General features: G+C 72.1%; 18 protein-coding genes and 7 pseudogenes. 15 read left to right on the top strand and 10 right to left on the bottom strand.

Annotation, left to right across the window (positions count from 1 at the left end; translation table 11 throughout):
* The first annotated feature begins 8 nt into the window (after positions 1–8).
* The 13 genes and pseudogenes from ACQ86J_RS22610 to ACQ86J_RS22550 form a co-directional block, all read left to right on the top strand.
* Positions 9–2,783 carry a VCBS domain-containing protein gene (locus tag ACQ86J_RS22610; RefSeq protein ID WP_431267302.1) on the top strand — a complete coding sequence of 925 codons (2,775 nt, stop codon included), beginning with the start codon at positions 9–11 and terminating at the stop codon, positions 2,781–2,783.
* A complete protein-coding gene (locus tag ACQ86J_RS22605) occupies positions 2,747–2,953 on the top strand; it encodes an integrin alpha (RefSeq protein ID WP_431267301.1) in 207 nt (68 codons plus the stop codon). Before ACQ86J_RS22610 ends, ACQ86J_RS22605 begins: the two co-directional genes overlap by 37 nt.
* Positions 2,920–3,783, top strand: a complete 864-nt coding sequence (locus ACQ86J_RS22600; protein ID WP_431267300.1) for an FG-GAP-like repeat-containing protein — start codon at positions 2,920–2,922, stop codon at positions 3,781–3,783. Before ACQ86J_RS22605 ends, ACQ86J_RS22600 begins: the two co-directional genes overlap by 34 nt.
* 69 nt (positions 3,784–3,852) lie before the next feature.
* A pseudogene (locus ACQ86J_RS22595) lies at positions 3,853–4,509 on the top strand (ABC transporter substrate-binding protein); the annotation flags it as partial.
* Between the two features lie 121 nt (positions 4,510–4,630).
* Positions 4,631–5,254, top strand: a pseudogene (locus tag ACQ86J_RS22590) (ABC transporter substrate-binding protein); the annotation flags it as partial.
* 70 nt (positions 5,255–5,324) lie between these two features.
* Positions 5,325–5,576 carry a hypothetical protein gene (locus ACQ86J_RS22585; protein WP_431272734.1) on the top strand — a complete coding sequence of 84 codons (252 nt, stop codon included), beginning with the start codon at positions 5,325–5,327 and terminating at the stop codon, positions 5,574–5,576.
* 7 nt (positions 5,577–5,583) lie between these two features.
* On the top strand, positions 5,584–5,742 hold the full coding sequence (locus ACQ86J_RS22580; RefSeq protein WP_431272733.1) for a hypothetical protein: 159 nt from the start codon (positions 5,584–5,586) through the stop codon (positions 5,740–5,742).
* Between the two features lie 111 nt (positions 5,743–5,853).
* Entirely contained in the window at positions 5,854–6,861 is a 1,008-nt protein-coding gene (locus tag ACQ86J_RS22575) for a microcin C ABC transporter permease YejB (RefSeq protein ID WP_431267299.1), read from the top strand.
* A 718-nt stretch (positions 6,862–7,579) separates the two neighbouring features.
* Positions 7,580–8,005, top strand: coding sequence for an ABC transporter permease subunit (locus ACQ86J_RS22570; protein WP_431267298.1), 426 nt, complete (start codon positions 7,580–7,582; stop codon positions 8,003–8,005).
* Between the two features lie 46 nt (positions 8,006–8,051).
* Positions 8,052–8,525: pseudogene (locus ACQ86J_RS22565) on the top strand (ATP-binding cassette domain-containing protein); the annotation flags it as partial.
* A 400-nt stretch (positions 8,526–8,925) separates the two neighbouring features.
* Positions 8,926–9,657, top strand: a complete 732-nt coding sequence (locus ACQ86J_RS22560) for an ATP-binding cassette domain-containing protein (RefSeq protein ID WP_431267297.1) — start codon at positions 8,926–8,928, stop codon at positions 9,655–9,657.
* Positions 9,654–10,112 (top strand): hypothetical protein, encoded by a 459-nt coding sequence (locus ACQ86J_RS22555; RefSeq protein WP_431272732.1) that lies wholly within the window; start codon positions 9,654–9,656, stop codon positions 10,110–10,112. Before ACQ86J_RS22560 ends, ACQ86J_RS22555 begins: the two co-directional genes overlap by 4 nt.
* Positions 10,112–10,864 (top strand): annotated as a pseudogene (locus ACQ86J_RS22550) (NAD(P)-dependent oxidoreductase); the annotation flags it as partial. The gene ACQ86J_RS22555 and the pseudogene ACQ86J_RS22550, both read left to right, overlap by 1 nt.
* A 305-nt stretch (positions 10,865–11,169) precedes the next feature.
* Here the strand turns inward: ACQ86J_RS22550 and ACQ86J_RS22545 are convergent.
* Together ACQ86J_RS22545 and ACQ86J_RS22540 are read right to left on the bottom strand one after the other, a co-directional pair.
* Positions 11,170–11,579 (bottom strand): annotated as a pseudogene (locus ACQ86J_RS22545) (MarR family transcriptional regulator).
* A 324-nt stretch (positions 11,580–11,903) separates the two neighbouring features.
* A pseudogene (locus tag ACQ86J_RS22540) lies at positions 11,904–12,306 on the bottom strand (leucyl aminopeptidase family protein); the annotation flags it as partial.
* A gap of 219 nt (positions 12,307–12,525) precedes the next feature.
* Here ACQ86J_RS22540 and ACQ86J_RS22535 point away from each other — a divergent pair.
* Positions 12,526–12,666 carry a hypothetical protein gene (locus ACQ86J_RS22535; RefSeq protein ID WP_431267296.1) on the top strand — a complete coding sequence of 47 codons (141 nt, stop codon included), beginning with the start codon at positions 12,526–12,528 and terminating at the stop codon, positions 12,664–12,666.
* 33 nt (positions 12,667–12,699) lie between these two features.
* Here the strand turns inward: ACQ86J_RS22535 and ACQ86J_RS22530 are convergent, their stop codons facing one another.
* Both ACQ86J_RS22530 and ACQ86J_RS22525 read right to left on the bottom strand, forming a co-directional pair.
* A complete protein-coding gene (locus ACQ86J_RS22530) occupies positions 12,700–13,113 on the bottom strand; it encodes a hypothetical protein (protein ID WP_431267295.1) in 414 nt (137 codons plus the stop codon).
* A 585-nt stretch (positions 13,114–13,698) separates the two neighbouring features.
* Positions 13,699–14,343 (bottom strand): hypothetical protein, encoded by a 645-nt coding sequence (locus ACQ86J_RS22525; protein ID WP_431267294.1) that lies wholly within the window; start codon positions 14,341–14,343, stop codon positions 13,699–13,701.
* A 1,038-nt stretch (positions 14,344–15,381) separates the two neighbouring features.
* Here ACQ86J_RS22525 and ACQ86J_RS22520 point away from each other — a divergent pair.
* A complete protein-coding gene (locus ACQ86J_RS22520) occupies positions 15,382–16,413 on the top strand; it encodes a glycosyltransferase (RefSeq protein WP_431267293.1) in 1,032 nt (343 codons plus the stop codon).
* Here ACQ86J_RS22520 and ACQ86J_RS22515 read toward each other — a convergent pair.
* From ACQ86J_RS22515 to ACQ86J_RS22490, 6 genes and pseudogenes are all read right to left on the bottom strand, one after another.
* Positions 16,397–17,029 carry a D-glycero-alpha-D-manno-heptose-1,7-bisphosphate 7-phosphatase gene (locus tag ACQ86J_RS22515; RefSeq protein WP_431267292.1) on the bottom strand — a complete coding sequence of 211 codons (633 nt, stop codon included), beginning with the start codon at positions 17,027–17,029 and terminating at the stop codon, positions 16,397–16,399. The genes ACQ86J_RS22520 and ACQ86J_RS22515 overlap by 17 nt on opposite strands.
* Positions 17,029–17,610: a D-sedoheptulose-7-phosphate isomerase gene (locus ACQ86J_RS22510; RefSeq protein ID WP_431267291.1), complete on the bottom strand. Its 582-nt coding sequence runs from the start codon at positions 17,608–17,610 to the stop codon at positions 17,029–17,031. Before ACQ86J_RS22510 ends, ACQ86J_RS22515 begins: the two co-directional genes overlap by 1 nt.
* Positions 17,611–18,150: 540 nt before the next feature.
* Positions 18,151–19,231, bottom strand: a pseudogene (locus ACQ86J_RS22505) (UDP-galactopyranose/dTDP-fucopyranose mutase family protein); the annotation flags it as partial.
* A 143-nt stretch (positions 19,232–19,374) separates the two neighbouring features.
* Positions 19,375–19,548 (bottom strand): helix-turn-helix domain-containing protein, encoded by a 174-nt coding sequence (locus ACQ86J_RS22500; RefSeq protein ID WP_431267290.1) that lies wholly within the window; start codon positions 19,546–19,548, stop codon positions 19,375–19,377.
* The gene (locus ACQ86J_RS22495; protein ID WP_431267289.1) at positions 19,545–20,120 is read right to left on the bottom strand and encodes a Crp/Fnr family transcriptional regulator; all 576 of its coding nucleotides are present in this window, start codon (positions 20,118–20,120) and stop codon (positions 19,545–19,547) included. Before ACQ86J_RS22495 ends, ACQ86J_RS22500 begins: the two co-directional genes overlap by 4 nt.
* A 163-nt stretch (positions 20,121–20,283) precedes the next feature.
* Positions 20,284–20,658, bottom strand: a complete 375-nt coding sequence (locus ACQ86J_RS22490) for a phage tail fiber protein (RefSeq protein ID WP_431267288.1) — start codon at positions 20,656–20,658, stop codon at positions 20,284–20,286.
* Between the last annotated feature and the right edge of the window lie 79 nt (positions 20,659–20,737).

The raw sequence follows: 20,737 nt of genomic DNA, 5'->3' as shown, positions 1-20,737 counted from the left end.
ACGTCGCGGTGCTGCGCGGCTATGGCGGCAACGACACGCTGCTCGGCGGCCGGGGCAACGACCGCTTCGATGGCGGCACCGAAGGCGACCTGATGGTCGGCGGCGACGGGGATGACGGCTTCTTCCTGACGCTCAGCGGCACGCTCAGCACCCTCGCCAGCGACCGCGACACCATCTATGGCGGCCTCGGCAACGACACGCTCTACTACAGCACCACCAGCGCCCAGATGACCGCCGCGGTGAAGGCCGAGTTCGTCCGCCTGGACAATTACCTCGCCGCCGCCGATTTCAGCGCCGCCTTCGTCTCCAGCATCCTGCGGCTCGAGCTGCACGACGTGGACGGCGCCATGGTGCGGCTCGACGGCGCGGTGAAGACGGTGGCCGACGTCCTGGCGCCGATGGTCGCCGGCGCCGATGCCTATGCCGGGACCGAGGACGCGGTGCTGTCGGTCACCGCCGCCCAGGGCCTGCTGGCGAACGATGCCAGCGAGGCGGGCGGGCTGAGCGTGCTCGCCGACACCATCGTCACGGCGCGCGGCGGCAGCGTCCTGCTGCAGGCGAACGGCGCCTTCACCTACACCCCGGCCGCCGACGTCAACGGTACCGACAGCTTCAGCTACACGCTGCGCGACTCGGTCGGCCGCACCGCGACCGGCAGCGTCACCCTGGCCCTGGCCGCCGCGGCCGATGCGGCCCGGATTACCGGCACCGCCACGGGCAGCGTGACGGAGGATGCCGGCATCGTCGCCTCGGGCCAGCTCACCGTCATCGACCCGGATGCCGGGGAGGCGAGGCTCGCCGAGGCCGGCACGCTCTTCGCCCGCTACGGCAGCTTCAGCATCGACCAGGCCAGCGGTGGCTGGAGCTACATTCTCTCGAACGGGCTGGCGGCGGTGCAGGGCCTCGGCGCCGGCCAGACCGTGACCGACGCGATCACCCTCCATTCGCTGGACGGCAGCGCCAGCCAGGCGATCACCGTCACCATCGCCGGCAGCAACGACCACGCCGTCGCCGACAATGCCTATGGCGCCGTGGCCGAGGATGGCAGCACCGCCGCCGCCGGCACCCTCTTCGTCTACGACGGCGATGCCGGGGAGGCCGGCTTCCAGCCGCCCGCCTCGCTGCTCGGCGACTATGGCAGCTTCACCTTCGACCCCGCCACCAACGCCTGGACCTATGCGCTCGACAACGCCGCCGCCCAGGTCCAGGGCCTCACCGGCAGCGACACGCGGACCGACAGCCTGGTCCTCACCTCGCTCGACGGCACCGCCACCAGCACGATCCTGGTCACCATCCAGGGCGCGCCGGACGCGGCGCGGATCACCGGCGACCTGGCGGCGGCGGTGACGGAGGACGGCACCACCGCCGCCGCCGGCCGGATCGCCGTGCTCGATCCCGACCGCGGCGAGGACCATGCCGACCCCGCCCGCTTCAACTGGCAGATGGGCAGCTACGGCAGCTTCACCTTCGACCGGGCGACCGGGAGCTGGGGCTATGCGCTCGACAACGCCTCGGCGCTCGTGCAGCGGCTCGCGGCGGGGGAGGTGGCGACCGACACGCTCGACCTGCACTCGCAGGACGGCTCGGCCCATGCCACCGTCACGGTCAGCATCACCGGCGCCAACGACGCCGCGCATCTCAGCGGCGACACCGCCCGCACGATCACCGAGGACGGTCCCCAGATCGTCTACGGCCAATTGCTGAACGACGATCCCGACCATGGCGATTCCGGCTTCCAGCCGCCCGCCGGCAGCGGCCGCTACGGCAGCTTCTCGATCGACGCCACCGGCTTCTGGTCCTACCTCCTCACCCCCTCCCTGGTGCAGTCGCTGGTCGCCGGCGAGCAGGTGACGGACGGCTTCCTCGTCGCCTCCGCCGACGGCACCGGCACCGCGGCGGTGACCATCACCATCCAGGGCGCCGACGACCCGGCGAGCATCGACGGCACGGCCACCGGCACGGTGGCGGAGGACGGCACGCTGACCGCAGGTGGGCAGCTGCTGGTGCACGATCCCGACCAGGGACAGGCCGGCTTCCGCGACCCCGCCTCGCTCGCCGGCGACTACGGCAGCTTCGGCTTCGACGCCGCGACCGGCGCCTGGAGCTACACGCTCGACAATGCCTCCGCCGCGGTGCAGGCGCTGGCGGCCGGGCAGCAGGTGGCGGACCGGCTGACCGTGCTGTCGGCCGACGGCACGGCGCGCCAGGAGATCGTGGTGACGATCGACGGCGCGGCCGACGGGCCCATCGCCGGCCCCGCCGCCGCCAGCATCGCCGGCCTCGCCGCGCGCGGCGACGGCTTCAAGATCACCGGCACGGCGCCCTTCGACCTGGCCGGCGGCTCGGTCGCCGCCATCGCCGACCGCAATGGCGACGGGCTGGCGGAGATCCTGGTCGGCGTGCCCGGGCTGGACACCCCGGCCGGCGATTCCGGCGGCGCCTTCGTGGTCTACGGCACGGCGCGGGGCAGCGACCTGTCGCTCGGCGCGCTTGGCGGCGCGCTCGGCTTCCGGCTCGACGGCATGGCGGATGGCGACAATGCCGGCGCGCCCATCCGCGCCGCCGGCGACGTGAACGGCGACGGCCTCCCCGACATCGCGCTCGGCGCCACGCATCACGACGTTTCGGTGCACGGTGCCTACGCCTTCTTCGACCCCGATCCGGCAATATGGAGTTCCCCTACGACTACACTGCCGCCGATGCCGGCGCCGTCGCGGTCTATTTCGGCGGCAATGCCGCCGGGCCGGTGCCGCTGGGGTCGCCCGGCGGCAACGGCTACCTGATCCTCGGCAGCCAGGACCAGGAATATGCCGGCTATGCCGTCGCCGCGCTCGGCGACCTCAACGGCGACGGGAAGGACGACCTGCTGGTCGGCGCGCCGGATATCGGCGACCTCACCTACAAGGGGGCGCGGCCTGGGTGGTCTGGGGCAAGGCGGACAGCGCCGACGTGACGCTGGGCGACATCGACGGTGCCAGCGCCCTCGGCTACCGGATCCGCGGCTTCGGCTTCGACGGCCGCGCCGGCTCCACGCTCGCGGCGATCGGCGACCAGAACGGCGACGGGCTGGTCGACATGGCGATCGGTGCGCCGGGCGAGGAGCGGGTCTATGTCGTCTTCGGCAAGACCGACGCCGCCACCGTCGACCTGCCCGACATCGCCGCCGGCCAGGGCGGCTACGTCATCGACGGGGAGCGCGCCGGCGGCCTCGGCTACGGCGTCTCCGCCATGGCCGACATGAACGGCGACGGCCGGCCGAAGCTGCTGGTCTCGGCCTTCGGCCTCGATGCCGCCGGCGCCGCCTACCTGGTCATGTCGCAGGCCGGCACCGCGGCGATCGACCTGGCCGCCATCGCCGCCGGCAATGCCGGCACCAGCGCCGGGTTCAAGATCATCGGCGAGAATCCCTACGACCAGCCCGGCTACCGCAACATCATCGGCGTGCCGGACCTGAACGGCGACGGGCTGCCGGACATCCTGGTCGGGGCGGCCGGCAACGACCAGAACGGGCTGAACTCCGGCGCGCTCTACATCGTCTGGGGCAAGCTGGACGGCACCCCGGTCCTGCTCTCGGAGGTGGCGCAGGGCCATGGCGGCATCAAGCTGATGGGCGAGGGCCAGTATGCCGGGCTCGGCGGCGCGGTGGACTGGCTGCCGGACCTGAACGGTGACGGCCGGCCGGAAATCCTGGTGGGGGCCGAGGCTGACATCAATGCCGGCGGGCTCTTCGCCGGCGCCGCCTATGTGGTCTATTCCAGGCCGGACTGGATCGGCCTGGGCTGAGCCGGGCCCGGCCGCCGGCCGGCGCCGGCAAAGGTTGTCGCCGCCGCCCCGAGCCCCCATCCTGCGGGGATGCAACGCCGCGACCTGCTGGCCATCGGGCCGACCCTTGGCCTCGCCCTTCCCGCGCTCCTCCGCGGCCGCCCTGCCCGCGCCGCCACGCCGGCCGGCACCCCGGGGCCGGACGGCGTCACCCGCACCCATGCGCTCGCCCTGCTGGGCGAGCCGGCGCTGCCCGCCGACTTCCCGCACTGGCCCTGGGTGAACCCGAACGCGCCGAAGGGCGGGGAGCTGGTGCTGCACGGCCTCGGCAGCTTCGACAGCTTCAACCCATTCATCCTGCGCGGCACCGCGGCGGTCGGCCTGAACCGTATCTGGGACACCCTGCTGCGCGACAGCGACGACGAGCCGAGCACCGAATACGTCCACCTCGCCCAGCGCATCGACCTGCCCGCCGACCAACACTGGGTGGCCTTCGAGCTGAACCCGGCGGCGAAGTGGCACGACGGCCGGCCGGTGACCGCGGCCGACGTGGTCTGGACCTTCGAGACGCTGCGGACGCAGGGCCGGCCGACCTACCGTTCCTACTATGCCGACGTGGCCGAGGCCGTGGCCGAAGGCCCGCGCCGCGTGGTCTTCCGCTTCAAGACCAACGAGAACCGCGAGCTGCCGCTGATCCTCGGCCAGCTCACCGTGCTGCCGAAGCATTGGTGGGAAGGGCGCGACTTCGCCAAGCCGCTGCAGGAAATCCCGCTCGGCTCAGGCCCCTACCGGCTGGAGCGCTTCGAGGTCCGGCCGCAGCCTGGTCTATCGGCGGGTGGAGGACTACTGGGGCCGCGACCTGCCGACGATGCGCGGCACGGCGAATGCCGGTACCATCCGCTACGAGTACTTCCGCGACCCGACGGTCGCGCTGGAGGCCTTCAAGGCCGGGCAGATCGACTTCCGCACCGAGAACATCGCCAAGGAATGGGCCACCGCCTACGACTTCCCGGCGGTGCGCAAGGGCCTGGTGAAGCGCGACGAGATCCGCCACGAACGGCCGACGGGGATGCAGGCCTTCGCGGTGAACCTGCGCCGCCCGCTGTTCCAGGATGCCCGCGTCCGCCGCGCGCTGATCGAGGTCTTCGACTTCGAGTGGATGAACGCCAACCTGTTCTACGGCAGCTACACCCGCACGACCTCCTACTTCTCGAATTCCGAGCTGGCCTCGAGCGGCCTGCCGCAGGGGCGCGAGCTGGAGATCCTGGAGCAGTACCGCGGCAAGGTGCCCGACCGGCTCTTCACCGAGGAATACAAGCTGCCGGTCACCGACGGCTCCGGCAATAACCGCGAAGGCCTGCGCCGCGCGCTCGACCTGCTGCGCCAGGCCGGCTGGGTGGTGAAGGACCGCAAGCTGGTCAACGCGAAGGGCGAGCCCTTCGCCTTCGAGATCCTGCTGAACGGGCCGAGCTTCGAGCGCATCGCCCTGCCCTATGTGCAGACCCTGCAGCGGCTGGGGATGGAGCCCCGCGTGCGGACCATCCGACCCGGCGCAGTACGAGGTGCGGACCGACGCCTTCGACTACGACATGACGGTCGGCGGCGCGCCGCAATCCCTCTCGCCGGGCAACGAGCAGCGCGACTTCTGGACCTGCGCCGAGGCGCAGAAGCCGGGCAGCCAGAACCTGTCGGGCATCTGCGACCCGGTGGTCGATGCGCTGGTCGAGCTGCTGATCGCGCCGCCCCCGACCGGGCCGAGCTGGTCGCCCGCACCCGGGCGCTGGACCGCGTGCTGCTCTGGCACGACTACATGATCCCGCAATGGCACAGCCGCACCTTCCGAGTGGCCTACTGGGACAAGCTCGGCCGTCCCGGGCGCAACCCCGCTACAACCTGGCGATCGACAGCTGGTGGATCGAGCCGGACCGGGTCGGCGCGGTCGAACAGGGCAAGCGCGAAGCGCAGCAATCGAAGCCCTAGGATGGGGGCCTATCTCCTCCGTCGCCTGGCCCTGGTGGTGCCGACGCTGCTCGGCATCATCCTGATCAGCTTCGCCGTCACGCAATCGCCCCGGGCGGCCCGGTCGAGCAGATGCTGGCCGAGATCAAGGGCAATGCCGGCAGCACGCTCGGCCGGCTGTCCGGCGAATCGCAGGGCGAGACCCGGCCGCAGGAGCGGCGCGACGCCTCCGCCAGCGGCGAGGGCAGCCGCTACCGCGGCGCCCGCGGCCTGGACCCGGCAGTGGTCGCCGAGATCGAGCGGGCCTTCGGCTTCGACAAGCCCTGGCAGGACAGGCTCTGGACCATGCTGTCCGGCTATGCCCGCTTCGACCTCGGCCGCAGCCTGTTCCGCGACAAGCCGGTGGCGGAGCTGATCGTCGAGAAGATGCCGGTCTCCATCTCGCTCGGCCTCTGGTCCACGCTGATCATCTACCTGGTCTCCATTCCGCTTGGCATCCGCAAGGCGGTGCGGGACGGCTCGCGCTTCGACCTGTGGACATCGGCGGTGGTGCTGGTGGGCTATGCGATCCCCGGCTTCCTCTTTGCCATCATGCTGGTGGTGCTGTTCGCGGGCGGCAGCTTCCTGCAGTGGTTCCCGCTGCGCGGCCTGCTCTCGCCCGGGATGGAAGCCGCGTCCTTCGCCGCCCGGGCGCTGGACTATGCCTGGCACATGGTGCTGCCGACCCTCGCGCTTGTCATCGGCGGCTTCGCCGGGCTGACCATGCTGACCAAGAACTCCTTCCTCGAGGAGATCCACAAGCAGTACACGGTGACGGCCAAGGCCAAGGGCGCCGGGGAGACGCGCGTGCTCTACGGCCACGTCTTCCGCAACGCCATGCTGCTGATCATCGCCGGCTTCCCCGCCGCCTTCATCGGCATCCTGTTCACCGGGGCGCTGCTGGTGGAGATCATCTTCTCGCTCGACGGGCTCGGCCTGCTCGGCTTCGAATCGGCGATCCGCCGCGACTACCCCGTGATGTTCGGCACGCTCTACATCTTCACCCTGCTCGGCCTGGTGATGCAGATCGTCGGCGACTTCGCCTATACAGCTGGTCGACCCGCGCATCGACTTCGAGGCGCGCCGGTGAGCCAGCCATGACCTCCGCTGACGCAGCGCCGGCTGGCGAATTTCCGCGCCAACAAGCGCGGCTACTGGTCGCTCTGGATCTTCGCCGCGCTCTTCGTCGTCACCCTCTTCGCCGAGTTCATCGCCAATGACCGGCCGCTGGTCGGCCGCATCGACGGCCGCTGGTTCGTGCCCGTGCTGGCCGATTATGCCGAGGAGGACATCATCCCGGACGGCCTGCCGACCGAGGCCAATTGGCACGACCCGGAGCTGCTGCGGGAGATCGCCGCGCGCGGCTGGATCCTCTGGCCCGCCATCCCCTACGCCTACAACACGGTGGTGCTCGGCCTGCCGCAGCCGGCGCCCTCCCCGCCCACGGCGCAGAATTGGCTCGGCACAGATGACCAGGCGCGGGACGTGCTGGCGCGCGTCATCTACGGCTTCCGCACCTCGGTCCTGTTCGGCTTCAGCCTGACCATCGTCGCCTCGGTCATCGGCATCGCCGCCGGGGCGGTGCAGGGCTTCTATGGCGGATTGGTGGACCTGCTGTTCCAGCGCTTCATCGAGATCTGGTCGGGCCTGCCGCAGCTGCTCATGCTGATCATCCTGGCCTCGATCATCGAGCCGGGTTTCTGGACGCTGCTGATCTTCCTGCTGCTGTTTTCCTGGATGGGGCTGACGGGCGTGGTGCGGGCGGAATTCCCTGCGCGGCCGCAACCTCGACTATGTCCGCGCCGCCCGTGCCCTCGGCGTGTCCGACACGCGGCTGATGGTGCGGCACATCCTGCCGAACGCGATGGTGGCGACGCTGACCTTCCTGCCCTTCATCCTGTCGGGCTCGGTCACCGTGCTCGCCTCGCTCGACTTCCTCGGCTTCGGCCTGCCGCCAGGCGCGCCTTCGCTCGGGGAGTTGCTGGGGCAGGGCAAGAACAACCTGCAGGCGCCCTGGCTGGCCTTCACCGGCTTCGTGGTGCTGGGTGGGTTGCTGACCTTGCTGATCTTCGTGGGAGAGGCGGTGCGGGACGCCTTCGATCCGCGGAAGCTGCCGGGGGCGGGCGATGACGGGACGGAAGATTGGGGAGAAGGTATTCTCCCCGTTGGACGCATGCGTCCAACCCCTCATCTGTTTCTCCGAGTCGTCACCCGCCACGCGGCGAATACCAACCCACAAAAATAGATGAGGTGTCCGGGGAGAATACCTTCTCCCCGGCCTTTTCCTTCGCATGACCCTGCTCCGCGTCGAGGACCTCTCGGTCGCCTTCGCCGGCCGCACCGTCGTGCGCGGCGTCTCATTTCACGTCGACCCCGGGGAGACGGTGGCCCTCGTCGGCGAATCAGGTAGCGGCAAGTCCGTCACCGCCCTCTCCGCGCTCCGCCTGTTGCCGCCCAGCGGCAGCAATCCCAGCGGCCGCATTACCCTCGACGGCGTCGATGTCCTCACGGCCGACGAGGCCGCGCTCCGCCACCTCCGCGGCGGCACCGCCGGGATGGTGTTCCAGGAGCCGATGACCTCGCTCAACCCGCTCCACACCATCGCCCGGCAGGTGGGGGAGGCGATCACCCTCCACCAGCCCTTGTCGGGCGGAGCCCTGCGTGACCGCGTGCTGCACCTGCTGCACCAGGCAGGCCTGCCGCAGGCCGAGGACCGTCTCAACGCCTATCCGCACCAGCTCTCTGGCGGGCAGCGCCAGCGCGTGATGATCGCGGCGGCGCTCGCCAACGGCCCGAAGCTGCTGATCGCCGACGAGCCGACGACCGCGCTCGACGTCACCATCCAGGCGCAGATCCTGGAGCTGCTGCAGGACCTCAAGCGCCGCCTCGGCATGGCGATGCTGCTGATCACCCACGACCTGCAGATCGTCCGCCGCCACGCCGACCGCGTGGTGGTGATGAAGGACGGCGAGGCGGTGGAGCAGGGCGCGACCGCGGCGATCTTCGCCGACCCGCGCCACCCCTACACCCGCATGCTGCTGGCGACGGAGCCGCGCGGCCGCCCCGCCGCCGTGCCCGCCGGCGCCGCGCAGGTCCTCGCCGGGGACGCCATCAAGGTCCACTTCCCCATCCGGCGCGGCCTGCTGCGGCGGACGGTGGGTTTCCGTGAAGGCGGTGGACGGCGTCAGCCTCTCGATCCGCGAAGGCGAGACGGTCGGCCTGGTCGGGGAGAGCGGCAGCGGCAAGACCACGCTCGGCCTCGCCCTGCTGAAGCTCGAAGGCAGCGAGGGCGCCATCCGCTTCGAGGGCGGCGACATCCAGCCGCTCTCCCGCGCCGCGATGCGGCCGCTGCGCCGGCGCATGCAGATCGTCTTCCAGGACCCCTACGGCTCGCTCTCGCCGCGGCTGTCTGCCGGCGAGATCATCGGCGAAGGGCTCGAGGTGCACGAGCCCGGCCTGACCCGCGCCGCCCGCGACGCGGCGGTCGCCCAGGCGCTGGAGGAGGTGGGGCTCGATCCCACCGCCGCCGGCCGCTACCCGCACGAGTTCAGCGGCGGCCAGCGCCAGCGCATCGCCATCGCCCGCGCCCTGGTCCTCAAGCCCCGCCTGGTGGTGCTGGACGAGCCGACCAGCGCGCTCGACGTCTCGGTCCAGGCCCAGGTGGTGGAGCTGCTGCGGGCGCTGCAGGCGAGGCACCGGCTGGCCTACCTGTTCATCAGCCACGATCTCCGGGTGGTGCGGGCGCTGGCCCATCGCATCGTCGTGCTGAAGGATGGCCGCGTGGTGGAGGAAGGCGATGCCGAGAGGCTTACCGCCGCGCCCAGCCAGCCCTATACCCGCGCCCTCATGGCCGCCGCCTTCGATCTCCGGGCGGTCGAGGGGACCCACCGCACGTGACGACCGAGCTGGAGCGCCTGCGCGAGCTGCTGGATGCCGACAAGGCCAAGCTCGGCGTCCATATCCGCAAGATGAACAGCCCGGGCACGCCGGTCTACCAGTCGCTGGAGAACGTGGTGCCGCCGGCGCTGATCCTGGTCGGCTCCTTCGGCGCCACCATGCTGGTGCACTTCTATCTCGGCGCTGCGATCCTGGCGGCCGGCTGCTTCTGGTGGCTGGGCAGGTACATGCCGCGGGTGAAGGACGGCGTCTTCGACCGCACCGCCGCCATGGTCCTGGCCAGCGAGAAGAACTTCGACTTCTGGTGGTCGCAGGGCGTGCTGAGCCTCTATGCGAAGCTGCCGGACGGCACGGAACGCGCGGCGACGCGCCGGCAGGACTGGCGCGCCTGGGTGCGCGACCTGCCAGAGGGGCTGGAAACCCTGCCCACCGGGCACATGATGCAGGAGCAGTGATGGCCATTCTGCTGGCGACCAACAAGAGCGCCGCGGCGAGCACGGTGGAGGCCTGGCGGCAGGCGCTGCTGGCGGTCGACCCGAGCCTCGACATCCGCGGGCGTGACGAGGCGCCCGATCCCGCCGAGATCGACGTGGTGGTGATGTGGGGCGCGCAGGACCTGGCGGCACTGCGGGCCTACCCGAACCTCAGGCTGATCTGCTCGATGGGCGCCGGCGTCGACCACCTGCTGCGCCCGCCCGGGCCACCGCCCGGCGTGCCGGTGGCGCGGCTCAAGGATGCGCGGCTGACCACCGGCATGACCGAATGGGTCCTGCTGAACGTGCTGCGCTTCCACCGCCAGGACCTCGACTACCGCGCCCAGCAGGCGGCGCGGATCTGGGACGAGCTGCCTGCGCCCGACACCGCCGCGCGCCGCATCGGATCCTCGGCGTCGGCGAGCTTGGCGACCGCCGCAGCCAAGGCGCTCGTGGCGCTCGGCTTCCCGGTCATGGGCTGGTCGCGCGGGCCGAAGGAAATCCCCGGAGTCCAGGGCTTCCATGGCCCCGACGGGCTGGCGGCCATGCTGCCGCAGACCGACATCCTGGTCTGCCTGCTGCCGCTGACCCCCGACACCCGCGGCGTGCTGGACGCGCGGACCCTGGGGCTGCTGCCGCGCGGCGCCTTCCTGGTGAACGGCGCCCGCGGTGGCCATGTGGTGCAGCCGGACCTTCTGGCGGCGCTGGACGGTGGCCATATCGCCGCCGCCGCGCTGGATGTCTTCGAGCCGGAGCCGTTGCCGTCCGACCACCCCTTCTGGGCGCATCCACGCAGTGATAATGACGCCGCATGCGGCGAGCATCACCATTCCGCAGAGCGCCGCACCGCAGGTGGTGGAGAACATCCGGCGCGCCCGGGACGGGCGGCCGGTACAGAACCTGGTGGATTTTACGCTGGGCTACTGAGCCGGCCGGCAAGTAACGAGCCTTGGGAAGTGCCACCCCCTTGCGGTGGCCATCCCGGGGCCGCGACCTGCACGGCACCGGCCCACCCGGCAATCGGGTGGGCGGGCGCGCTTCAGCCGGCCCGGCGCGCCTCGCGGCCCGGTTCGGCATTCGCCGCCCCGGCCTCGCCGCCCGCGCTGTGCAGGTGCGTCTCGGCTTCGGACATGATCTGGCGCATGTCGCGCAGGAAGGCGGTGCCCTTCAGGGTCCGCTGCACGATGACGCTGCGGCGGTCCATCGGGTCCACCTTGCGGCGCGCCAGATCCAGCTCGCCAAGGCGGTCGAGCGCCCGGGTGATCGCCGGCTTGGATACGTTCATTCCGCCGCCAGGCCGCGCACGGTATGCGGGCCGTCGGTCAGGTAGACAGTCAGGAACACGCCGAGCTGACGTGCCGACAGGTCCGGACCGTCGCGCCGCACCAGTGCGACAACCGTGTCTCGAAGAATACCGACCAGCTGGTCGGGGTTGCTCTGTACCGCCATAGCTCCAATCCCCTCGCCCCTTATGGGCTCTCCTCGGCTGACTCGGACCGGGGCGCTCGCGCCCAGGCCCGGCACAATCAGTTTGCAGGCACTACAGACGGGGTAACGCATCCTGCTATTCTGAGAGCCGTCCAACCCGAAAAGTTCCCCCGGCATCTCGTTGTCGTTACCGGCCCGGCCCCGGTATGCCACCGAACAGAGTCTCGATGGCGCCGACCAATGCCCTGAGCGCCTGCGCCTCGCCCCCTCAGGACGCCCGGGACGGCTGTTATCATTCCAGGCATAAACGTCGAGATGGGCCCACCGCATAGACGCCGGCACGAAACGTTGCAAGAATAAACCGCCAACGATAGCGCCCGCCATGGGACGGGATGAGACGTTGTTCATGTCCGCAACGGTGCTATCGAGCCATGAATCGTAACCGGCGTACAACGGCAGCCGCCATACCGGGTCGGCGGCCGCGGCCCGCCGCCAGCAGCGCCGCGGCCAGGGCATCGTCCGGGGTCATCAGCGCCGGCAGGTCGGGGCCCAGCGCCACCCGCGCCGCGCCGGTCAGCGTCGCGCAATCGACCAGCAGCAGCCGGATCCCGCTCCGCCGCGAAGGCCAGCAGGTCGGCCAGCACCAGCCTTCCCCTCGGCATCGGTGCTGCGCTCCACCTCCACGGATCAGCCCGGCCCGGGTACGCAGCACGTCGAGCGGCCGGAAGGCGTATGCCGCCGACCGCATTCTCCACCGCGCCCACCAGCACCAGCAGCCGCACCGGCAGGCCGGAGCCGCATGACCAGGGTCCGCCACCCCCAGCACCAGGGCGGCGCCGCCGCATATCCCTTCTTCATCCGCAAGCATGCCGGAGCCGGGCTTGAGGTCAGAGCCCGCCGGAGTCCGGCTGGGACCCCTTGCCGCAGAGCGCGCACCAGCGGCGCCTCCGGCCGCCCCCATTCCAGGATGGCGACGCGCGGCGGCCGCGCGCTGGCCTGGCCGACGGTGGCCAGCGCCGGGAAGCCCTCCTCCAGTGCCGCGCCCTGCACCACGCTGCCGCAGCGGGCGCCGTGCTGCGCCGCCAGCGCCAGCGGCGGCGGCCGCTAGCTCCTCGGGGCCGAGCAGGTTGGCCGGGGTGTTCTACTCAGGTCGCGCGCCAGCAGGATGGCGGCGGCGGTATGCACCGCCCGCCCGGTCCCCGGCGGCGGCATCCAGCCGCGCCGGCGCTCGGCCGGCGGGCTTGAAGCGGGTGTAGCGATAGGCGCCGAGGCACCAGCCGAGCACCGCCGGCGCGGCATGCGCCGCATCCGCCAGGCGCCAGGCACTGCCGGCGGGCAGGCATGCGGCAGGCCGCCGAAGGACCAGGGGTCGGCGGGCCCTCGCCCAGGCCGAGCACCGCGCCGCCGATGCCGCCGGGGCCCGGCAGCAGGCGGATTTCCTGCGGCCGCGCCCTCGAAGCCCGAGGCGTCGAGGAAGCCGGCCGCCCTCGGCCGGCAGGCTGTCCCGCAGCGCCGCCAGCCTGGCCGGGCCGGCGCAATGCAGCGGCAGGCCCATGGCGTCGGCGGCGGCTAGTCCATCGGATCTGCATACAATATCCTGGCGCTTTCGGCGCCGGGGGTGCGCGCCGAGGCGACGCTCCGGCGCCGGAATACTTCCGCCGAATCCATGCCGCGCGGGGCGATCCTGTCCAGCGCCAGCTGCGGCTGGCGTTTCGTTTTTTGAAGCGTGGGCGTCCATGACCTGCAGATGCGCCCTCGATCACCGGCACCGGGCAGGGCGCCGCGGCTGGCACGAGGGCCCGCCAGCCCTCGATCCCGGGCAGCCGGCCGGGGCTGCGGCGCACCAGCTCGGTCTTCAGGAAGGGGAAGCCCAGCTGCCGCACCAGGGCGTGCCAGAAATGATGCGTCGGGTTCAGCGGCTGCGACAGAAGAAGCGCCTCGCGCGCCGCCGGCGGCAGCGCCTCGAGCGCGCGCAGCAGCGGGTGGGAGGCTGCCAGCCGTGCCCGCTCCTCCGCCACGCCGAGGGCCGCGGCGACCAGCCGGTGGTAGCCGAACAGCGCCGCCACCTGGCGGCCGCGGCCGCGCATCCAGCGCGCCAGGCGCAGCTCGCCGCGCTGCACCACCAGCCACTTCGAATGGCTCATCCGCATGGCCGCCAGGAAGCCGAACAGGTCGGCGGTGGCGGCGGCGCCGCGCGCCAGCAGGAAGTAGCTCTGCAGGTGTGCGGCCCGCCCTGGATGCTCTCGGTCAGGCCGAACAGCCTCGCGCCGCCCGCGCGCAGCGCGGCGAGCACCGGCGGCAGCGGCAGGATCGGGCCGAGCACGCCGTCGTTGGCCAGCAGCAGCTCGGTCGCGCCGGGCCAGCGCCGCCGGGCCTCGGCGGCCAGGTCCTGCCAGGCGCCGAAGTCGCGGCCGAAGTTGCGCCGCTGCGCGACCAGCGCGCAATGCTGCCGCGCCACCTGCCAGTCGGGCTCCGGCAGCCGCTCGGCCATGCTGATGAAGACGATGGCGAAGCCGGCCGCGGCGAGGCCGGCGAGCTGCCGCCGCACCATCTCCGAGACCTGGCCGGAGGCGGCGTAGTGGACGTAGAGCGCGACGGAAGCGGCATCCGGCCGCGGGTCGCACCCCGGCTCCAGCCGCAGCAGCGGCGGCGCCGCCGCCGGCCAGGGCGCGGCGGCAGGTCGCGCGGCAGGGCGGTGGCGATCTCGAGCCCCACCCTGCCCGGCCCGGAAGGCCAGCCGCCGCCAGGTGCCGGCCGTGCTGTAGCCGTGAATGGCGCGCCGCAAGCCCGGATCCTCCGGGCTGAGCGGCGTGAGCGCATAGGGACGGGCCAGGGGTGGAGCCTTTCCGCGACGGGAAGGCCCGGCGCTACCACGCAACCCGGCAAGCCCGGGTTCAGGACGCCGGGAGATGTCTCGTCTCCGCAGTTAAACTGCATACAACATTCTGTGAGTTCAACGGGCAATTTCCCGCCGATTCCAGGCGCTTGCCGAAGGCCCATGCCACAGCGGCAGAGGCCTGACCGGCCGTGACCCCCGGCGCTCCGCACCGGCGCCTATCAGCCAAGCCGATGGAATCCCTGCACCTTGTCCTCCAGCGCAGCTGGCGCGCCGCCTGGGGGCGGCTGCCCGGCGGGCTGCTGCCGCTCCGCCTTCGCCCTCGCTGCCTTCTGCCCGGCGCGTCCTCGGCACGCCGCCGACCGGCCGCTACGACCCCGAGGACCGCCGCGGCTATGCCGCCTGGCTGGCCCGGCACGACCGGCTGGGCCCGGCCGAGCAGGCAGCGATCGCGGCGCATGTCGCGGCGATGCCGGCCCGGCCACTGATCTCCCTGGCGATGGGCGTCGGCGGAGTGCCGCCCGGGGCGCTGCGCGCCGCGCTCGCCGCGGCGCAGGCGCAGCTCTGGCCGCATTGGGAGCTCTGCGTCGTGCTCGACCCCGGCGCGCCGGCGCCGGTCGCCCGGCTGCTGGATGCAGAGGCGGAGCGCGACCCGCGCATCCGGGTGTCGATGCTCCCGGCCGGGCCGGTCGGGCTGGCCAATGCGGCGCTGGGCATGGCGCGCGGCGCTCTTCGTGGCGATGATCGCGCCGGATGGCCGGCTTGCCCCGCAGGCGCTCTACGAGGTCGCGGCCGCGCTGGAGGCGGCGCCGGAGCTGGCCGTGCTCTATGCCGACGAGGACCGGATCGATGCCCTGGGCCGCCGCCACGCCGCCTGGCTGAAGCCGGAATCTCGACCCCGACCTGCTGCTCGGCCAGGATCTGCTGGGCGGCTTCGTCGTCTACCGGCGCGACCTGCTGCGCGAACTGGCCGGGCTGCGCGAGCCGATGGGCGAGGCGGCGGCGCACGACCTGGCGCTGCGGGCGACCGCGGCGGCCGGGCCGGCGCGGGTGGCGCATCTCCCGGCGCTGCTCTGGCATGCCGGGCCCGGCCAGGCCACGGACCCGGCGGCGCATCGCCGCGCCGCGGCGGCCGCGCTGCAGGCGGCGGGGGAGGCGGCACGGGTCGAGCCGGCGCCGCTGGCGCCGCAATGGAACCGGGTGGTCCGCGCCCTGCCCGACCCTGCCCCGCTGGTCTCCGTCATCGTCCCGACCCGCGACCGGGCGGCGCTGCTGGAGGCGGTCGCCGAGGGCGTGCTGCGGCGGACCGACTACCCGGCGATCGAGCTCCTCGTCGTCGACAACGGGTCGGAGGAGGCGGCGACGCTGGTGCTGTTCGACCGGCTGCGGGCCGACCCGCGCGTCCGCATCCTGGCCGCGCCCGGCCCCTTCAACTACTCCGCCCTGAACAACCGCGCGGCGGCCGAGGCGCGGGGCGAGATCCTGCTGCTGCTGAACAACGACATCGAGGTGATCGAGCCCGGCTGGCTGCGGGAGATGGTGAGCCACGCGGTGCGGCCGGAGATCGGCGCGGTCGGCGCCAAGCTGCTCTATGCCGATGGCCGGCTGCAGCATGGCGGCGTGGTGACCGGCGTCGGCGGCGTCGCCGACCACTCACCTGCTGCGGGCGGCGCGGGACGATGCCGGCTATTGCGGCTCGCTCGCCCTGGCGCGGCAGGCCGGGGCGGTGACCGGCGCCTGCCTGGCGCTGCGCCGCGCGGTGTTCGAGGAGGTCGGCGGGCTCGATGCGGCGAACCTCGCCGTCGCCTTCAACGACGTCGATCTCTGCGTGCGGATCCGGGAAGCCGGCTACCGCGTGCTCTGGACTCCCCTTCGCCGAGCTGTACCACCTCGAGAGCGCCTCGCGCGGGCAGGACATCGCGCCGGAGAAGGCGCGGCGCTTCGCCGGCGAGATCGACTTCATGCGCCGCCGCTGGGGCGAGATGCTGCTGCACGACCCCTTCTATTCGCCGTGGCTGAGCCTGGAGGGCGCGCATGGCGCCCTGGCGCGCGAGCCGCGCCGGGTGCCGCCCTGGACGCCCTGGCTGGTCCCGCCCCCGAAGGGCGAGGTCACGGCTGCGCCGCGAGCCAGCGCGCCACGGCCCGCACCGAGGGCAGACGCAGCGTCTCGGCACCGGCCGCTGCCGCCGGCGCCGCGCTGACCAGGATGCGGGTGCCGATGCCGGCGCGCCGCGCCGCCTCGGCATCGCCCGGCTGGTCGCCGACCATGATGCTGCCGGGCAGGGTCGAGCCCGAGCGCGACGGCGGCATCCAGCAGCATCCCCGGCGCCGGCTTGCGGCGGGGCCCCGCGGCGTCCGGATGGTCGGGGCAATGCTCGATGCGGGCCAGCGGCGTGCCGCGGGCGGCGAATCCCGCCGCGACCCAGGCCATCAGCGCCTGGAAGTCGGCTTCCGTGTAGCGGCCGCGGCCGATGCCGGACTGGTTGGTGGCGACCACCAGCGGCAGTCCGCGCCGGGTCGCCTCGGCGGCCAGGTCGAAGATGCCGTCGACGAAGTCGAATTTCTCCCGCCGGTGGACATAGCCGTGGTCGAGATTGACGATGCCGTCGCGGTCGAGGAAGAGCGCCCGCCGCATCAGCCGCGCGGGAACATCCGCCGCTCGATCATGGCGCAGATCGTGTGGCCGGCGACCTCGTGCGCCTCCTGGATCAGCGGGGTGGAGGTGGCGGGGACCCGCAGGCAATGGTCGCAGAGCGCCGCCAGCTCGGCGCCGCCCGCGCCGGTGAAGCCCACCACCGACATGCCCTTTGCCCGCGCCGCGGCGACCGCGGCCAGGATGTTGGGCGAGCGGCCGGAGGTGGTGAGCGCGAAGAGCACGTCGCCCGGGGCGCCCAGCGCCTCCACCTGCCGGGCGAAGATGCGGTCGTAGCCATAGTCGTTGCCGACCGCGGTCAGGATCGAGCTATCGGTGGTCAGCGCGATCGCCGCCAGGCCCGGCCGGTCGTAGTGGAAGCGGGCCACCAGCTCGCCGGCCCAGTGCTGGGCATCCGCCGCGCTGCCGCCATTGCCGCAGAACAGCAGCTTGCCGCCGGCCCCGAGCGAGGCGACCGAGAGCTCGACGATGCGGGCGATGGCATCGACCGCCCCGGCATCCTCCGCCATGCGCTGGAGGGTGGCGGCGGAGTCGAGGATGGCGGCGCGGATCTCGGCGGTCATGCGGGCCCTGGCGGCTGGACTGCCCGGCCTATAGCCCATGATCGCCGTCGCTGGCAGCGGCCCGGCGCGGCCGCCGGCCCGCCGCGGGCGCTTCCCACGCCGGACGGGGGCGCGATTCACCGGCGGACCAGCGGCCCGGGTCGCCAGGATGCGATCGCGCCTGCCTCTTTGCCCAGGACTGGCAATCGGTTGAGGCCGAGACGGCGGCGCTGACGGCCTCGGCGCCTGCCGCGCCAGGCGATCCCTCCCTCACCCTGGTGACCCGCGGCCGGCGGGTGCTGCAGGACGTCTTCGCCTCGCCCGGGCCGGCGGCTGGCTGGAGGCCGGATCGGCTGGGCGACCAGGCGCTCAGGCCGGGCGGCGAAGGCCGCTACGACCTGCGCTCCGTCCGGATCGGCGGTGATGCGGCGGAGCGCCGCGCGGCGGACATCCGCGCCTGCCGCGCATGGGCGGTGAAGTCGCCGTGCTCAGCCCAGCGGGTCGAGGAAGAAGCGCCGGCGGCGCCGCCCCCTCCCGCAGCCGCTCCAGCGTCGCGCTCGCGGCGTCCATCGCTTCCCGGATGGTCACGTCCATGTCGAGGTAGCGGTAGGTGCCGAGCCGGCCGAGGAAGGAGATGCCCGGCGCCCGGCGGGCCAGCGCCACGTAGTCGGACAGCATGGATTTCTCGCCGACCAGCCGGATCGGATAGTAGGGGATGTCCTCGGCGCCGCCGAGCCGGCTGTATTCGCGGAAGCAGACCGTGCCCGCGAACTGCGCGGCTTCCCAGGGTGCGAAATGCTTGTGCTCGGAGATCCGGGTGAAGGGCACGTCCTCGTCGCAGTGATCCAGCACTGCGGTGCCCTGGAAGTCGCCCTCGGCGCGGATCTCCTCGAAGTCCAGCGTCCGGTAGCCGAGGCCGGCCGAGCCGGTAGCCGAAATAGCGGTCGAGCGGGCCGGTATAGAAGACATGGGCGAAGTCGCCGCCCGCCTCCTCGAAACGGCAGCCGAGCCGGAGCTCGATGCCAGGGTGGTCGAGGATGCCGTCGACGATGGCGGTGTAGCCATCCGCCGGCATGCCCTGGAAGGGATGGCTGAAGTAATTGTCGTCGTAGTTGAAGCGCAGCGGCAGCCGCTTGAGGATCGAGGCCGGCAGCTCGGTCGGGTCGAGCCCCCATTGCTTGCGGGTATAGCCGCGGAAGAAGGCGCGGTAGATCCGCTCGCCCACCATCGATAGCGCCTGCTCCTCGAAATTGCCGGCTCGGTGATGTCGCGCCGGGCCTGGGCGGCGACGAAGGCGCGCGCCTCGTCCGGGTTCATCGTGGTGCCGAAGACCTGGTTGATCGTATGCAGGTTGACTGGCAGGGAATAGACCGCGCCGCCGCTCAGCGCCTTCACCCGGTTCACATAGGGCATCATCCGGCCGAAGCGGTTGACGTAGTCCCAGACCTCGCGGTCGGCGGTGTGGAAGATGTGCGGGCCGTAGCGGTGCAGCATGATGCCGGTCGCGGCGTCGCGCTCGGTATGGCAATGTGCCGGCCACGTGGTGGCGTTCGTCGAGCACGACGGAGGTATGTCCAGCCTCGGCCAGGCGGCGAGCGAGCACGGCGCCGCTGAAGCCGGCGCCGACGATGCAGAAACGCATGAAATGAATGACCCTCGGGCTGGGAGGGCCGAGACCGGTGTCGCGGCCCCTCCGCGCCTCAGCGTCCGGGCCGCGCGAAAGCCGCAGGGCGCCGCGTGCAAACCTGCGTCAGCTGCAGGACAGGCGGGAAGCGGGAGCGAGGCTCAGGCGCTGTCGCCGGTGCCTTCGGCCATGGCGGTGATTGCCGGGACGTTCAGCAGCTCGACCCGGTGGTGCACCGGCTCGCGGATCCAGCCGCGCTTGCGGAAGGCGGTCAGGCTGCGGCTGACGGTTTCGAGCGTCAGGCCGAGGAAGTCGGCGATGTCCGCCCGGGTCATCGGCATCTCGAGCACCTGGGGGGCTGGCCGCGGCGGCGGCTGGCATCGACCAGCGAGAGCAGGAAGGCGGCGACCCGCGCTTCCGCGGAGCGGCGGCCGACGGTGACGAGCTGTTCCTGCGTCGCGGTCAACTCCTGCACGCAGAGGTCGAGCATGCGCCTCTCCAGCATGGGATAGCGGTGGAGCAGGCCTTCGAGCTGCGGCCGGTCGAGCCGGCACAGCCTGGAATCGGTCAGCAACTCGGCATCGAAGGGATAGGACTTGAGCGTCGTATACCCGATGACATCGCCGGCGAAGCGGAACCCGACGACCTGCTGCTTGCCGTCCGGCAGCAGCCGGGTGAGCTTGGCGACGCCGTCGATCAGGGTGAAGACGCGGCCGGCCGGGTCGCCCTCGCGGAAGACCGCGCTATGGGCGGGCAGCACCATCTGGTTTGCCTCGGAGGAGATCTCGTCCAGCGCCGCAGCGTCGAGCGGTTGGCAAAGCCCCGCGATTCGGCTCCCACACCGGTCGCAGACCTGCCCCGCGGCTTTCGCCTCAGGCGTCGGGTGCGCGGCATCAAACGGGTTCAAGGCAATCTCCGGTGCTCGGCGCCAAGTTAGCCGAGTGCGAGTATTGGATACAAGCTAACGCTTATGCACGCGGTTTCCGAGACGCCCCCGCGATACACGCATGACAAGTCTATGGGAAGAGCGGCAACAGCACGACGCCCGCCATGCCGTTGCCGCTGCAATTTCAGCTCGCGCTGAGCACCAGGGAGGCGGCGTTGAGCGTGACGGTGCCGGCCCCGGTCACCGCCGCCGGCTGCGCCAGCGCCGACCAGGTCAGCGGGTTGCCGCCGCTGGCGGCGTCGAACAGGCCGACATGGGTCAGCGTACCGGCCGCCGCCGTGAAGGTGAAGCGGATGGCATCGGTGTTCTGCTGCGCGCCGGTGCCGGTGAAGGTCACCCGCTGCCGGGCATAGCCAAGGCCGGCGGGCTCCCCGGTCAGGCCGGTGGCGTCGGCGCCGCCGGTACCGAGGCCGAGGAAGACCTGGCTGGGCAGCGCGGGGACCCGGGCGCAGAGCGCGCGGCCGAGCAGGTTCTTGGCGTAGTCGGTGAGGTCGGGCATAAGTCTTTCCTCTCGGTTATCGGCGGGCGGGGTCAGGGCGTCCTCGGCATCGGCGAACCAGACCGTGCCGTCCTCCGCC

The sequence above is a fragment of the Dankookia sp. P2 genome, from assembly GCF_050632255.1.
In the GTDB taxonomy this organism is placed as follows: domain Bacteria; phylum Pseudomonadota; class Alphaproteobacteria; order Acetobacterales; family Acetobacteraceae; genus Paracraurococcus.
Note: the sequence above shows the minus strand (reverse complement) of the source record. Positions and strands in the feature narration are given on the sequence as shown.